The sequence below is a fragment of the Nakamurella deserti genome, from assembly GCF_003260015.1.
In the GTDB taxonomy this organism is placed as follows: domain Bacteria; phylum Actinomycetota; class Actinomycetes; order Mycobacteriales; family Nakamurellaceae; genus Nakamurella; species Nakamurella deserti.
On sequence record NZ_QCXS01000004.1, the window covers coordinates 298,193 to 311,998 of the forward strand.

Sequence of the window (13,806 nt, forward strand, 5' to 3'; positions counted from 1 at the left end):
TCACAGCGTCATCCATCGGCAGCCGACTCTGCGCACATCACGCGTCCGAGCACTGTGAGAAGTAGTTGACGCTGCTGTCACCAACGGTGAGTGAGCACGAAACGAGCGGTACCCACCATTCGAGGTGTCCGCCCCGGGACTGGCACCTGGCCAGCGTCCTCGGATCGCCGCCGCCTCCGGACGAATCATCCCCGGCGACGTCCAGCGCTGGACCACCGGCCACTCCCTGACGAAGGAACAACGACCATGACCGAACGCACCCTCAGCGGCGTGCCGAACCGCCGCCTCTTCCTGGCCGGCTCCGCCGGCGCCGCCGGCATCGCCGCGCTCGCGGCCTGCTCCAGCAACGACGACACCCCTGCGGCCACCGCGTCGTCCGCCACGGCGACACCGGCCGGCCAGTTCGACGAGGTGACGAATGCCGGCGGCAAGCTGGGCTGGGCCGGGATGGCCGTCATCGGTGCCGGTCAGAGCAACAAGCTGATGATCATCGACGCGAAGTACCACAAGATCGTCACCACCATCTACAACGAGGGCGCCTTCAACGAGCGCACCGATCCGTCGAAGTACCCGAATGTCCGTGATTCGCACGCCATCGTGTTCACCAAGGACTTCAAGCGGATGTTCACCGCCAGCGCCTTCACCTACGAGGTCTCCACCATCATCGAATACGACCCGATCACCCTCCGGGAGGTGGCCCGGGTCGACGCCGGAACCGGTTCTCACCACATCGCTCTCACCCCGGACGACAAGTTCCTCTACGTCGCCAACCAGTACGGCGCCGACCTCACCGTCATCGACACGGCGACGATGACGGTCACGACCACGCTGCCGGTCGGTGAGGGCCCCGACTACATCTCACCGAGCATGTACTGGGACGGTCTGGCCATCGACAGTCCCTACATGTTCGTCACGGTCGACGGCGCGAAGACCATCGCGGTCATCGACTGGAAGAAGAACGAGATCGCCAAGCAGATCCCGATTCCCGCGTCGGCCCACGGGGTCAACCTGACCGCCGACGGGAAGCACTGCTGGGTCGCCGGTCTGGCTTTCAAGGAGGTGTGGCAGATCGACGTCGCCAGCCTGGAGATCATCAAGAAGCTGCCCATCCCGGGATCGCCCGTCCACATCAGTCCCAGCCCGGACAACAAGTACGTCTACATCACGACCGCGGACGACCTGATCTACAAGGTCGACACCACCACCTACCAGACCCTCTGGCAGGCAGAGGGAACCGTCATCCCCGCCCACACCGGTCTCACCCCTGACGGTAAGGAACTGTGGACGCTCAACCACGGAATGGACACCGAGCGGTACCCCTACCTGCTCGGCGGACAACCCGTCGAGGGCGTCCAAATCTGGGACACCGAGACCGGCGCGCTCATCGGCGAGATCCCGCACGAGGCGATGCCCCACGAGATCCAGTTCGTGCCGTACGCCGCCTTCGGCACGCCCACTCCCCAGCAGGACATCAGCACCGGCTGACGGCCGCCCGCCCGCCCGTCCGCCCTCCCCCGCGCCTCGTCAGGAGATCTTCATGACCATCAACCACCTCGACCGCCGCACCGTCCTGCGGGGAGCCGCGATCGTCGCCGCCGGAGCCGGCCTGGCCGCCTGTGGTGACGACGCCGCGTCCCCCGCCGCGACGTCCAGCGCCGCCCCCACCACGACGGCGACCGCCATCGGGAGCTTCTCCGAAGCCCCTGCGGCACCCGTGGAGTCCTCCGACGCCACGGACGCCGGGTCGGCGGAGAACGCCCTCGGACAGGCCGCCGACGTCCCCGTCGGCAGTGGCGTCATCTTCGAGGACGCCAAGGTCGTGGTCACCCAGCCCACCGCCGGATCCTTCAAGGCGTTCAGCGCCGTCTGCACACATCAGGGCTGCCTGGTGTCCAAGATCGAGACGGACAAGATCCTCTGCAACTGCCACGGCAGCAGCTTCTCCATCACCGACGGCTCCGTCCTCGGCGGCCCCGCTCCCACCCCGCTGCCCGCGCAGGACATCAGCGTCGACGCCGGCAACATCCGACTGGGTTCGAGTTGACGGTCGCGGTCGCGCTCCCGCTGAGCCTGTCGTGACCCGATCACCGTTGCTGTCCTGGCGGCCGCGACCGGGTCGTCCGACCGGCGGTCGGCCGCGGGCGGTCCGCACGGTCCTCGGAGGGATCGCGGCCGCCGCGTCGCTCGCCGCCTGCGGCGCCGAGCCCGCGGCGACGACCCCGCCGACCACCGATTCGTTGATCGGACAGGTCTGCTGCGTGGTGCCCAGCCACGGTGCCGCGGAAATGGTGGACGGCATCGAGACCGCCCACAACGGCTGGGACAACACGCTGGTCAGTTGGTTGGCCCCGCATGACGCAGTTGCCAGCCAGATGGCGGAGATGGCCGCAACCCAGGCCGGCAGTGCACAGGTACGCGACCTCGCGGCGGGGCTCGACGCCCAGACCGCGCCGCGCTACCTCCAGTTGTCGGCCATGGCCGGCGCCTGGAGTCAGCCGATCCCGTCCACCGATCCGGCGGACGCCGCCGGTCACGACCACGGCGGCGGCGTCACCGAAGCCGACACAGCGGCCACTCTGATCCCACTGACCGGTGCGGACTTCGACCGCGAGTACCTGAAGATCATGATCGGTCACCACGAGGCGGCCGCGGTGATCGCCGAGAACACGATCGCCAACGGCGAGAACGACCAGGCCAAGGCCCTCGCACAGACCCTTCTCGACACGCAGGCGCCGGAGCTCGCCACGATGCAGGCACTGCTCGGCGAGGTCTCGTGAGAAGTCGCTTCCCGTCCCACCGGCGCGCGGCCCCGGGCCTGTCGATGCGGTGGCGGGTCGTCGCGGCGATGCTGCTGGCCGCGCTGCTCACCGGTTGGTTCGCCCTGCCCGCGCTCGCACACGCCACGCTGACCACGGCGACCCCGGGTGACGCGTCGGTCGTCGAGCGGGCACCGACGGTCGTCACGCTGACCTACGACGAGGCCGTGGGCCTCCAGAACGGCGCGGTCAAGGTACTGGCACCGGACGGCACCCGCGTGGACACCGGGGAGGCGACCACCGGGGACGGCGGCCGGTCCGTGACCGCGCCGCTGCAACCCGGACTCGCTCGAGGCACCTACACCATCCTGTGGCGGGTGCTGAGCGAGGACAGCCACTCGATCTTCGGAGCCTCGACGTTCAGCGTGGGACAGCCCAGCGCCACCGTCGCCGGTGCCGCCGTGGAAGCCGAAGCGGGCGGCGGCGACGCCGCGAAACGGCTGCTCGGTGTCGGGCGTCTGCTGCTCTACGCCGGACTGGTCCTGCTCTTCGGCGGCCTCGCCTTCCTGGTGACGTTGTGGCCGCCGGGTCGCGCGGCGCCCAGGGTGGTGACCATCCTGCGGGTCGGGTGGGTGTCGACCGTCGTGGCCAGCGTCGCCGATCTGCTGTTGCAGGGCCCGTACACCGCGGGGCTGTCGCTCGGGAGCGCGTTGGATCCCGTGCTGCTGGCGAACGTGCTCGAAACCCGGTTCGGCGTCGCGACCGTGATCCGGTTGCTGCTGCTCACCGTGGTGGCTGTCCTGCTACGCCGACTCGACCGGATGTCCCGGCCGGCACTGTCCCTCGGGACCGCAGTGCTCGGTGTCGGGGTCATGCTCACCGTCTCGGCGCTGGGCCACTCCGGCGCCGGCGACCTGGTCGTGGTGGCGATGGCGGCCGACGCGCTCCATCTCGCCGCGATGTCGTACTGGCTGGGCGGGTTGGTCCTGCTCGGACTCGTGGTGCTGACGCGGCATCCTCTCGAAGCGGCCGCCATGCTGCCTCGCTGGTCGTCGATGGCCGCGACCGCCGTGTGCGTCCTGGTCGTGACCGGCACCTTCACCGCCTGGCGCCAGGTCCGTCAGCTGGACGCCCTCGTCAGCACCGAGTACGGCGTGCTGCTGCTGGTCAAACTGGGAGTGGTGGCGGTGGTCATGGGGCTGGCGGTGTTCAGCCGCGCGCTGGTGCGCCGGCGCCTCGGCGGCCGCGTCGGGGGAACCGTCCAGCCGTCCGCGGGTGCGGTGACCGCAGCGCCCGCACTGGTGTACGCCGACGGATCGACCGCCTCGACACCGTCGGGCGGGTCCTCCGGTCCCGTCGAGACGGCCTGTTCCCCGGCCGGTGTCGACACCGCAGGACCGGTCGACACCACCCCGGCGACCGATGGTCCCGTCACCGGGAGCGGGCTGCGGCGCAGCGTCGTGGTGGAGGCGGTCCTGGCCGCCGTGGTCCTGGGCGTCACCTCCGCGCTCGTGGCCACCACGCCGGCCCGGGACACCTACTTCCCGGTCTTCGAGCAGACGGTCGCGGCGACCGACGCACTGCAGGTGGACATCACGGTGGACCCGGCGCGCACCGGACTGAACGACCTGTCGTTCTCCTACAGCGCCGACAGCCGCCCGGTGGACGTGGTCAAGGTGTCGACGCGGTGGACGTCGGAGGACGGCACGTATGTCGTGCCCGCCGAGCTGACCCGGGCCGCCACCGGCGAGTACCGCTTCTCGGGCCTGCTGCTGCCCAGCGCCGGGACCTGGAAACTCGCCGTCACCACGCAGACCAGCGACATCGACACCGGCACCGTCGTTCTCGCCGTCCCCATCCGCTGAGCCGGCGCTCCGCGGCGTCCGGCCACGTGCTCGCGCATCCCGGCCGCGTTCGCGACCTCGCCCACCCCACTGAAAGAGACCCCGAATGAGTCATCGTGCGACCGCTGCCGTCCTGTCCGCACCGCACCGGCCCACGAGCCGCCGTCGGTGGGCCGTCGTGGCCCTGACTGCCGTCGGCCTGCTGCTGGGACCGCTCGCCGGGATCGCCTCGGCGCATGTGTCCGTCGTGTCCCCCGGCGCCACCCAGGGTGGGTACACCAAGGTGACCTTCCGCGTTCCGACGGAGAGCGACACACCCACGACGAAGGTCGAAGTGGCGATGCCCACCGACACCCCGATCGCCTCGGTCCGCGTGCAGCCGAAGGAAGGCTGGTCCTACCAGGTGATCACGGCGGCGCCGGCGACGTCACTGGCGGGCGACGACGGAGCCGTCACCGAGATCGTGAGCCGCGTCGTGTGGACCGCGACCGGCGACGGCATCAAACCCGGCGAGTTCGACGAATTCGACATCTCCGCCGGACCGCTGCCCGACACCGACCAGGTCGTGTTCAAGGTGCTGCAGACCTACGGCGGCGGAGACGTCGTGTCCTGGATCGAAGAACCGGTCGCGGGAGCGGAGGAGCCGGAGCATCCCGCACCGGTCCTGGCCCTGGCCCCGGCGGGCGCGGATGACACCCACATGGGCACGGCGATGGCAGCCGAGACGGCCGCTGACGGCACCACCTCCAACAGCGCTGCCGCGCAGGCGACGTCGACCGGAACGGCCACCACGCTGGCGATCATCGGGGTCGTCCTCGCGCTGATCGCGGTGGCCGGTGCGGCCTACGCCATCACCCGCGGGCGACGAACCGTCGGCTGACCGACGCGCCCCTGCCATCGGCCCGTGCAGGTACGCACGGTGGTCCCGGCCCGGATTCCCGCCAGCCTGCTGGTGGGACATCCGGGCTTTTCACTGTCCCTGTCTCACAACGGCTCTCGTCCCCGACCCCGGCCGTGACCGCGGTGACGTCCGTGCTCACAACGCTCGCCCGGGCGCTGTGCGTACAGCGTTACAGAAGCGGAACCCGCTGCCGCACAGGCGAAACGGCGCCCTCCTACCCTTCCGCCATGACCATGAAAACGAGCGCCGAGCAGCGCCTGGACCCGCCCACGACCTCAGCGGTGGGCACCATCGAACGTCCCCGGAAGGGCCGGTGGATCGACGACTGGCGCCCCGAGGATGAGCAGTTCTGGTCCGCCGGCGGGGCGAAGGTCGCCCGCCGCAACCTGTTCTTCTCCATCGCCACCGAACACGTCGGATTCTCGGTGTGGAGCCTGTGGTCGGTGATGGTGCTGTTCCTGGGCCCGCAGTACGGCGTGGACCCGGCCGGCAAGTTCCTGCTCACCGCGACGCCCACCCTCGTCGGCGCGGTGCTTCGCCTGCCGTACACCTTCGCCGTGGCCAAGTTCGGCGGACGCAACTTCACCATCTTCAGTGCCCTGCTGCTGTTGCTCCCGTGCATCTTCATCGCCATCGTCCTGGAGCCCGGTGTCTCCTACACCACCCTGCTGGTCGCCGCCGCGGTCGCCGGTGTGGGCGGCGGCAACTTCGCCTCGTCCATGACCAACATCAACGCCTTCTACCCGGAGCGACTCAAAGGGTGGGCTCTCGGGCTGAACGCCGGCGGCGGCAATCTCGGCGTGGCGGTCGTCCAGTTGGTCGGCCTGCTGGTGCTGGCCACCGCCGGTGCCGCGCACCCCAAGGTCATGGTGGCCGTCTACATCCCGATCATCGTGATCGTCGCCGTCGGGTCGGCCCTCACGATGGACAACCTGTCGGTGGCCAGCAACGCCAAGGGCGCCATGCGCCGGGTCGCGCGGGACGGCCACACCTGGATCATCGCGCTGCTCTACATCGGCACCTTCGGCTCTTTCATCGGCTTCGGCTTCGCCTTCGGCCAGGTGCTCCAGGTGCAGTTCAAAGGCACCTTCTCCACTCCGGTCAAGGCCGCCTACCTCACCTTCCTCGGACCTCTGCTGGGATCGCTCATCCGTCCTTACGGCGGCAAGCTCGCCGACCGATTCGGAGGCGCGAAGGTCAGCTTCTACAACTTCATCGCCATGGGTCTGGCCACTGCACTGGTGTTCGTCGCCGCCCTGCAGACCTCGCTCCCGCTGTACCTGGTCGGCTTCATCCTGTTGTTCATCTTCTCCGGGCTGGGCAACGGCTCGGTCTACAAGATGATCCCCGCGATCTTCAGCGGCAAGGCGCGGGTCCGGATCGCCGCCGGCGCCGACGCGGTTCCCGAACGTGCCGAGGCGCAACGACTCTCCGGCGCACTGATCGGGGTGGCGGGAGCGATCGGCGCCCTCGGCGGGGTCCTGGTGAACCTGGCCTTCCGGCAGTCCTTCCTGTCGACCGGTTCCGCGAACACGGCCTACGTCGCCTTCATCGCGTTCTACGCGGTCTGTGTCGCCGCCACCTGGGTCGCCTACCTCAAGCCGAACCCGGCCCGCGGCTGGTCGGTCTGACGACGTCACCTGTCCCCCCGGTACCGACCGGAACATGCGCTGGGCCGGATCTCACCGGCCCGGCGCATTCCGCGCGCGTCAGCTCGTGACACCGACCCTGAGAAAGGCACCCCGCCATGTTCGAGACCATCGACGGCATCCCGTTCCACCCCTTGATCGTCCACGCCGTCGTCGCCCTGATGCCACTCGCGTCGATCCTGGTGTTACTGGACGCCGTCTGGCCCCGGTTCCGTCGGACGGTGGGCCCACTCCCGCTCGTGTCTGCGGTGCTCGCCACGATCTCCGTACCGTTCGCCACGAGCTCGGGTGAGTATCTGCAGGGCGCGATCGGAGCGGCGGAGAATCCGCTCGTGCAGCACCATCAGGCGTTGGGTGACCTGATGCTGTACTGGGGCCTGGGACTGGTCGTCGCCGCAGGACTCCTCTTCGTCGTGCGTCGTCGGGTCGCCGGCGGTTCCGGTGCGCGGCGGGTGGTGCTCCCGGTGGCCGTCGCGCTCGCGGTGGCGGTCAGCGTCGCGACCATGGTGCACATCTACCGTGTCGGCGACAGCGGGGCGCGTGCCGTCTGGGAGGGCGTCGGCACGTCCGCGCTGGGCTGAGCCCCCGGCCGACGGGCCGGCGGGTCAGCGGCCGGTCCCGAGTTGCGCCCAGAGGAATCCGGTGGCATCCGACGGCCCGACTCCGGTTCCGGCCGTCGGACCGGCTCCCGGCCACACGTGTCCTCCCCCGTCGACGAGAGCACGGACGACCCGTCGACCGTCGGCGCACCGCCAGATCGTCACCGCCGCGGTGCCGTCGGTGGTCACGTCGGCGGCCTCGGGGCAGCGGGACGCCTTCCGGAACGGGGCGAGGGACGACTGCACCGAGGGGAACGCGACCCCGTCCGGACCCGGTCCGCCGGTCGCAGGGATCGACGGGTCGGCGGTGCCGTGGACGGCGACGACGTCCGTCGGCGCCGGATCGGCACATCCGGTCATCACCGCACCGGCGACCACACCGATTCCGGCGAGCCGGCCGGGCCGCAGACAGGCCCAGGCGTAGGCCATCACGGCGCCGTTGGAGAAGCCGACGGCGTAGACCCGACCACCCACCCCGTCGTAACGGCGAAGTCCGTCGACCAGCGCCTCCAGGAAGCCGACGTCATCGGTGCCGAGCTGACTGGCGGGTGGGCAGCAGGCGCCACCGTTCCAGGTGTCCTGGAACAGGTCGAGCAGCCCGTTCGGGTACGCGACGACGAACCCCTCGCGGTCGGCGACCCGGTCCCACCCGAAACCGGCTTGCATCGCCGACGCCGGCGTCGCCGCCGGATGCAGGACGACCACCAGCGGCGCATCCGGACCGGCACCCGGGGGATGATGCACGATCGCGGATCGGGCGCCGTCCACGGTGGTCAGCGTGACGACCCCGTCCACGGGGGCTGGTGCGAGGCCGCTGGAACCGACGCCTGCGGTGACCGTCGGGGCGGTGTCCGCGTCAGGCGCACACGCCGCGAGCAGGACCGCCAGAACCAGGGCGCCCACACCATGACGCCCCCGGCGCCGCCGTCGGGCGGACACCGGCAACACGGTCAACGCCACCGCTCATGACAACCGCAGCGGCATGGTCCGGGGCGGTCGCGCAGCGCATCCCAGGCGGCGTCGACCCGGGCGCACGGGGCATGGTCGCCGGAACGCTCACACGCCGGCGACAGCTGCATCTGCTCGAGATGGCACCAGCAGCCGCACTCGGCGGCGTGGTCGAGGACGGGATCCCAGGCGGCGCATGCAGAGCGGCGGGCGTCGTGGCGCACGTCGACACCGCAGGTGGGGATGGTGGGAGTCATCGTTGTCCGTGTGTCGTCCATGCCTTACCTGACGTCGGGTCCGCAACCGCCGGCGACGCCGACGCGGCGTCCGGGTGATCCTCGGGTGAGGACCGGCCCGGACGTGCACCCAGCCTGCCGTCGAGATGTTGCCGTCCCGCCGCACCACCGGAGGCGGCACGTTTTTTTCGTTCACCACACCCGATCGGTGAGCGAGAGGTCGCCCCGCACCTCACCGAACCGATCATTCACCGGCGATCCACCCACCCGCCGTCGGCGGGTTCGACCCGGGTGCGCCCGACGAACGTGTTCACACATCTCCTGTGCGGCCGTACCTGGCCGAATCGTCCTCCGACGACTGGCTCACCCGCACGCCATCGACGTCGTGCGCCGACCGCCCACCGCGGGGCAGGTGAAACGACACCTGTCGAGGAGCCGGGCACAATGCTGTCGCCGGGGGCGCAGGCCCCGGCTCAGCGGTCGATGCCGCAGTTCGCCGCCAGCTTCGCGGGCACCACGTACCCGGCGGCGGCCGCCTCGGCGACGACGGCCCAGTTGGCGGCGTTGTCCAGCGAGGACGACGCGGCCGCGGGTGCGCCCGTGGTCACGGCGGCGGACGCCACGGGTGCGCCGGTACCGGCCAGGGTCGCCGCCGCCGCGAAGGTGCCGATGACCACGGCGCGGTTCAGGCGGGCGAAACGGGGGATGAGTGTCATGGTTGACCTTCCGGGTCGGATGTCAGGCGCTTTCGTGGCCTGGATGGACGTGAACTCATGGTCGTCGCGGAATGTGAAGACCGACGCTGCCGGCCGTGTCCGCCCGGTAACCATGACCTCTTCGGGGCCCGGGTGCCGTTGTGAGATCGACGCTGAGGGCGCCACATTCGCGGCGGACCGGATCGTCACTGGCGACCGTGAACACCGCCGGGCAGAGCTGTGGCAACGCGAGGGTGCGGAGGGCCCACGCCACCCGGTGACCTGACCTGCGAACGTTCCGGCGGTGCGCCGACGACGTCGGCGTAGCGTCACGACGCCGAGGATGACGCCTGTGCCTGCAACGATGAGGGGGATCCGACGGCCTCGAGGGCCTCGGCGATGGCCCGGACGCCACGCCAGCGAGGGCGAGGACGACGACGAACCAGCCGCAGGCGTCCACCCGGGGTCGGAGCTCTCAGCGACCCGGACGTGTCCCCTGGTGAACGCCACCGACGACAGCGTCAGGCGGCGGGCAGCTCCGGTCTCGTGGTGCCGCGCCCGTCCTCGCTCGATCCTCAGCCGGCCTCGACGCGAGACGCTGTCGACCGGCACCGACGATGCGCGGTCTCCGGTGAGCACACGAGGTCGAGCCGCTGCCGCCGGATCAGCCCGATTGGCCGCTGGTGTCCGGTCTCGGGCCGGTTTAGGCTGAATCCGCTGAGTCCACAGCCGGTCTGGATTCGAGTCGTTTCGCCTTCCAGGTGTACCACTCGACGAGCGACATCCCGCTGCCGCCAGAGCTTTTCCGGGTTGTGTCCGTGTGTCAGGACCGCGCTCGTGTCCCTCTCCCGTCGTTCACCCGGGTCGCCGACCCGGCATGGCGTCAGCTGTGTCGCCGTCCCACCCAGCGCATCAGGATGCCCTGGTGCGCTGGGGCGTGTCCTCGGGTGGTGCTGAGCGGTGTCGGCCGCTCGGGCCGTCTGGCCTGCAGAACTGATCGAGCGCCGGCGGCGGCTCGAGCTCGAGCGACCGATCCGCCGGGCCGACGACGCGAGGCGCGCCGGTGTGGACGCGCTGCGGTCCGCGCTGTCCGGATGCCCCTGTCCGCGCTGGGACGTGGAGACGGATCACCGTGGCATCGGTGCGTGGTGGTGCGTTTCCTTCGACGAGGTCGTCACCCCGATGTGGGTGGCGATCGACGAGCAGGAGCCGTCCCTGCGGCGCGCCGCCCGTCAGCGCTCCGCCCACCACGTCAGTCGCCGGTGATCCGGCACTCGGGTGGGCTTCTCGGTTCCACCCGCGCAGGTGGCCAGGGCACCTGTCCCGCGGTCGCCGGCCGCTGCGACCCTGGTCGGTGGCCGGAAGCGATGCCGATCACCACCGCAGGTCGCGTGCAGGTTCGCCTGGTTCGAAAGGGTGTCCGTTGACGGAGGTTCCCCGGTTCCTGTCGGTCTTTCAGCAGCTGAAGTCGGTCGTCGACGACGGGCCGTGGTCGATGGCGACGCGGGCGGCAGTGGCCGTCGTCGAAGTGCTCCCGGCCGTCGAAGGCGCAGTCGTGTGTTTCTCCCAGGCCGAAGGCATGCGGGTACCGGTCGGGGTCAGTGACAACCACGCATTGTTGGCTGAGCAGCTCGAGTACACCGTGGGAGAAGGCCCTGGGCACGAGGCGTTGCGCCGGCGGCGCCAGGTGGTGGCCGGGGCGGACTTCGCGCACCGGTGGCCCGTGTTCAACGATGTCCTGTTGTACGGAACCGGGTACCGGGCCGTCCGCGCCCTGCCGCTACCCCACGAGGCGGCCGTGGATCAACGAGGCGTGCTGCTGCTGATGTACGGGACCGCCCGAGAGGCGGACCGACTCACCGAGAACCAGCGTCTGGACCTGGCCCAGTTGGCACTGCTGATCGGTCAGGCGTTGATGGTCATCCCAGATCCGTTCACCGCCCCGTCCGGCTGCGACGCCGGCGCCGACCGCGTCGCTAGGCGGGCTGCGGTGGCGCAGGCGGTCGGCATGATCATGGCGGCGCACCACCTGTCGATGCCCGACGCGTTCGCGGTGCTGCGTGGTTATGCCTACGCCCGGACCGAACTCGTCGACGACGCGGCCACGAACATCGTCACCCACCGCGTCCCCGTCCACATTCTGGCGTGATGGTCCAGAACGGCCGTTGACGCTGAGCCCGGGGGCCCGGAGTGGCACGGACGGACACCGCCCGGCCCGGGGTCACCTCCGCTCGGAGAAGCGGTCGCGACGGACAGGTGGGGCCGTGCCGGACTTCGGACGGTTCGAGGAACACCACGAACGCCGCGGTGACCGCGCCCGGGCGAGGATGATCACCCGGAGGGGCGCGCGCCGTTCCGCGGTGCCAGGCAGCGGTTTCTGCGCGCTCTCCAGCGGCAGAGTGTCCTGTGCTGCCCGCCGGCGTCGGCGGCCGGTGGCCTGGATGCCGACACTGCCGAGCCGGCCGTCGCAGGCCCGGACCGCCCGTTCACCGCCGGACCGTAAGGGGCGGCTGGACACGGGCTGGGCGTTCTGCGGGCATAGTCGGGTGTGCGGGATGGTCGGTCGGACCACGGCGCCGGTCCCGGCGACAGCGACGGAGCTGGCGGACGTGCGAGGTCCTGGAGGTTCGATGTCGATGGCACGAAGGTTCTCGGCTGCGCTGCGGACGATGCGCACCGCGGATGGCACGCCGCCGACGGGGGTCGCCGAGGTGGCGGCTGCCGCCGTCAACGCCATTCCGGGTGTGCTCGGCGCCGTGATCTGCGTCCACGGCGACCGTGACGCTCCGAATTCGCGTCTGGCCGTCAGCGTCAGCGATGCCCAGGCACTGCTGGTGGAGCAGCTGGAGTACACGGCGGGAGCCGGACCGGGCCTGTACGCGGCGCACACCGGCTGCGTCGTCCGCGCCGGCGTCGACCTGGAACGACAGTGGCCGGCGTTCAGCGACACCGTGTTCGCGCGTACCGACGTCCGGGCCGTCTACGCCGCGCCGTTGTCCGACGGGCACCAGTTCCTGCACGCGGCGCTGGTGCTGTACTTCCGCGACGCACCGTCCATCGACGCTCTGGACGAGACCGAACTCCGTGACGTGACCGCGGCGGTCGCTGACGCCGTCGTCGACGCCACCCCCGCGATCGCCTCCCTGGCCGACACCGTGCCGGCCGACACGCCATCGTCGGATCCGCTCCGAGAACGACTCGCCGTCAACGTCGCGGTCGGCATGGTCATGGCGACCTTGAACGTCGTGGCGTCGGACGCACTCGCTGTGCTGCGCGGGTTCGCCTGGTCTCATCAGACCGTCCTGGAACCTGTCGCCGCCGACATGATCTCCGGCGAGCTGCCGGTGACATCGGTTGCCTGATCGGGTCGCTCCTGATGGCCAGTCACTTCGCCTCGATCGCCCAGCCTTCAGGGTGGCGTGTCGGACGGCTGACCTGTCGGGGGCCGGTTCGGCTGCGCTACCGGCGCACCTCGTCGAGTCGTACCGGCTGGAATCGGCTCGGGGGGTGGTCGGCCTCACCGTCGGTCGACTGTGAACCGTGACCGATCTGCGCCGCCCGAGCTAGGGACGAGTGGTCACGGGTGCAGGGTGGGCCGGTGCATCAGTTTCTGGATGTCACCGTCGAACGTGCGGCTCGCGAGGAGCTGCGGGTCGAGACCGGTGACGCCGTCGATGATGTGGACCGGCCGGTGCGTCCGGTGAGCATCGGGAAGACGGTCAGCCCGATCCGGTCGACCACTCCGGCGGCCATCAGCGACCGGTTCATCGCCACGCTGTCGCGGGATGCCGGAGCAGGTCGGATTGCTGCTGCAGGCGGGCGGCGAGGTCAACGGCGTCGCCGGCCACTACGACGCCGGGCCGGCCGAATGGGCCGCCGAGGGTACCGGACAGCACTGTCGTCGGGTGGCGGCGCATCTTCGTGGGCCAGGTGTCGCCGTCGTCGGTGCTGTCGGCCCAGAACTTCGAAAAGAGCCGACCGGTGTCGGCGCCGAGGATGGTCCGCTGATGTGCGCTGCACCGGACGGCGCGGTGCTCGGGGAACTCCGAGCCCTGCTTACCCAGGAGCCATCCCCGTCACCCGTGTAGGACCCGTACCCGTCCAGACTGGGAACACATCGAAGGAGTGGGACGCAGTCGTGGGCTCCTCCCCGGGGGCCGCCGTCGATCCGGCTCTGA

The 13,806-nt window shown here is 70.4% G+C and carries 13 protein-coding genes; 11 read left to right on the forward strand and 2 right to left on the reverse strand.

Features of this window, described 5'->3' with window-relative positions; genetic code table 11:
* Positions 1-246: 246 nt before the first annotated feature.
* The 7 genes from DB033_RS19825 to DB033_RS19855 all read left to right on the forward strand — a co-directional run bounded on the left by DB033_RS19825 (position 247) and on the right by DB033_RS19855 (position 7,731).
* Positions 247-1,485 carry a YncE family protein gene (locus tag DB033_RS19825; RefSeq protein ID WP_111768684.1) on the forward strand — a complete coding sequence of 413 codons (1,239 nt, stop codon included), beginning with the start codon at positions 247-249 and terminating at the stop codon, positions 1,483-1,485.
* A 52-nt stretch (positions 1,486-1,537) separates the two neighbouring features.
* Positions 1,538-2,044 carry a Rieske (2Fe-2S) protein gene (locus DB033_RS19830; protein ID WP_111768685.1) on the forward strand — a complete coding sequence of 169 codons (507 nt, stop codon included), beginning with the start codon at positions 1,538-1,540 and terminating at the stop codon, positions 2,042-2,044.
* 31 nt (positions 2,045-2,075) lie between these two features.
* The gene (locus tag DB033_RS19835; protein ID WP_111768686.1) at positions 2,076-2,777 is read left to right on the forward strand and encodes a DUF305 domain-containing protein; all 702 of its coding nucleotides are present in this window, start codon (positions 2,076-2,078) and stop codon (positions 2,775-2,777) included.
* Positions 2,774-4,621 (forward strand): copper resistance CopC/CopD family protein, encoded by a 1,848-nt coding sequence (locus DB033_RS19840; RefSeq protein ID WP_157970819.1) that lies wholly within the window; start codon positions 2,774-2,776, stop codon positions 4,619-4,621. The genes DB033_RS19835 and DB033_RS19840 overlap by 4 nt, the downstream gene beginning before the upstream one ends.
* A 157-nt stretch (positions 4,622-4,778) precedes the next feature.
* Positions 4,779-5,480 carry a YcnI family copper-binding membrane protein gene (locus DB033_RS19845; protein WP_240615993.1) on the forward strand — a complete coding sequence of 234 codons (702 nt, stop codon included), beginning with the start codon at positions 4,779-4,781 and terminating at the stop codon, positions 5,478-5,480.
* Between the two features lie 254 nt (positions 5,481-5,734).
* Positions 5,735-7,132 (forward strand): MFS transporter, encoded by a 1,398-nt coding sequence (locus tag DB033_RS19850; protein ID WP_111768689.1) that lies wholly within the window; start codon positions 5,735-5,737, stop codon positions 7,130-7,132.
* A 116-nt stretch (positions 7,133-7,248) separates the two neighbouring features.
* Complete coding sequence (locus DB033_RS19855) at positions 7,249-7,731, forward strand: DUF2231 domain-containing protein (RefSeq protein WP_111768690.1); 483 nt, start codon at positions 7,249-7,251, stop codon at positions 7,729-7,731.
* Between the two features lie 24 nt (positions 7,732-7,755).
* Here the strand turns inward: DB033_RS19855 and DB033_RS19860 are convergent, their stop codons facing one another.
* Together DB033_RS19860 and DB033_RS19865 are read right to left on the reverse strand one after the other, a co-directional pair.
* Positions 7,756-8,517, reverse strand: coding sequence for a CE1 family esterase (locus DB033_RS19860; protein ID WP_170315606.1), 762 nt, complete (start codon positions 8,515-8,517; stop codon positions 7,756-7,758).
* Between the two features lie 889 nt (positions 8,518-9,406).
* Positions 9,407-9,649, reverse strand: coding sequence for a hypothetical protein (locus DB033_RS19865; protein ID WP_111768692.1), 243 nt, complete (start codon positions 9,647-9,649; stop codon positions 9,407-9,409).
* Positions 9,650-10,588: 939 nt separating this feature from the next.
* Here DB033_RS19865 and DB033_RS19870 point away from each other — a divergent pair.
* The 4 genes from DB033_RS19870 to DB033_RS20855 all read left to right on the forward strand — a co-directional run bounded on the left by DB033_RS19870 (position 10,589) and on the right by DB033_RS20855 (position 13,716).
* Positions 10,589-10,894 carry a hypothetical protein gene (locus tag DB033_RS19870; protein ID WP_111768693.1) on the forward strand — a complete coding sequence of 102 codons (306 nt, stop codon included), beginning with the start codon at positions 10,589-10,591 and terminating at the stop codon, positions 10,892-10,894.
* A gap of 157 nt (positions 10,895-11,051) precedes the next feature.
* Complete coding sequence (locus tag DB033_RS19875; protein ID WP_111768694.1) at positions 11,052-11,777, forward strand: ANTAR domain-containing protein; 726 nt, start codon at positions 11,052-11,054, stop codon at positions 11,775-11,777.
* 487 nt (positions 11,778-12,264) lie between these two features.
* Complete coding sequence (locus DB033_RS19880) at positions 12,265-12,990, forward strand: ANTAR domain-containing protein (RefSeq protein WP_157970821.1); 726 nt, start codon at positions 12,265-12,267, stop codon at positions 12,988-12,990.
* A gap of 423 nt (positions 12,991-13,413) precedes the next feature.
* Positions 13,414-13,716: a hypothetical protein gene (locus DB033_RS20855; protein ID WP_157970822.1), complete on the forward strand. Its 303-nt coding sequence runs from the start codon at positions 13,414-13,416 to the stop codon at positions 13,714-13,716.
* Positions 13,717-13,806 lie beyond the last annotated feature (90 nt).

What these genes read in the sequence shown, in the direction of transcription:
- DB033_RS19825 (WP_111768684.1), top strand. Translation starts at nt 247, where the DNA reads ATGACCGAACGCACCCTCAGCGGCGTGCCGAACCGCCGCCTCTTCCTG.
- DB033_RS19830 (WP_111768685.1), top strand. Translation starts at nt 1,538, where the DNA reads ATGACCATCAACCACCTCGACCGCCGCACCGTCCTGCGGGGAGCCGCG.
- DB033_RS19850 (WP_111768689.1), top strand. Translation starts at nt 5,735, where the DNA reads ATGAAAACGAGCGCCGAGCAGCGCCTGGACCCGCCCACGACCTCAGCG.
- DB033_RS19855 (WP_111768690.1), top strand. Translation starts at nt 7,249, where the DNA reads ATGTTCGAGACCATCGACGGCATCCCGTTCCACCCCTTGATCGTCCAC.
- DB033_RS19865 (WP_111768692.1), bottom strand. Translation starts at nt 9,649, where the DNA reads ATGACACTCATCCCCCGTTTCGCCCGCCTGAACCGCGCCGTGGTCATC.
- DB033_RS19880 (WP_157970821.1), top strand. Translation starts at nt 12,265, where the DNA reads ATGGCACGAAGGTTCTCGGCTGCGCTGCGGACGATGCGCACCGCGGAT.
- DB033_RS20855 (WP_157970822.1), top strand. Translation starts at nt 13,414, where the DNA reads ATGCCGGAGCAGGTCGGATTGCTGCTGCAGGCGGGCGGCGAGGTCAAC.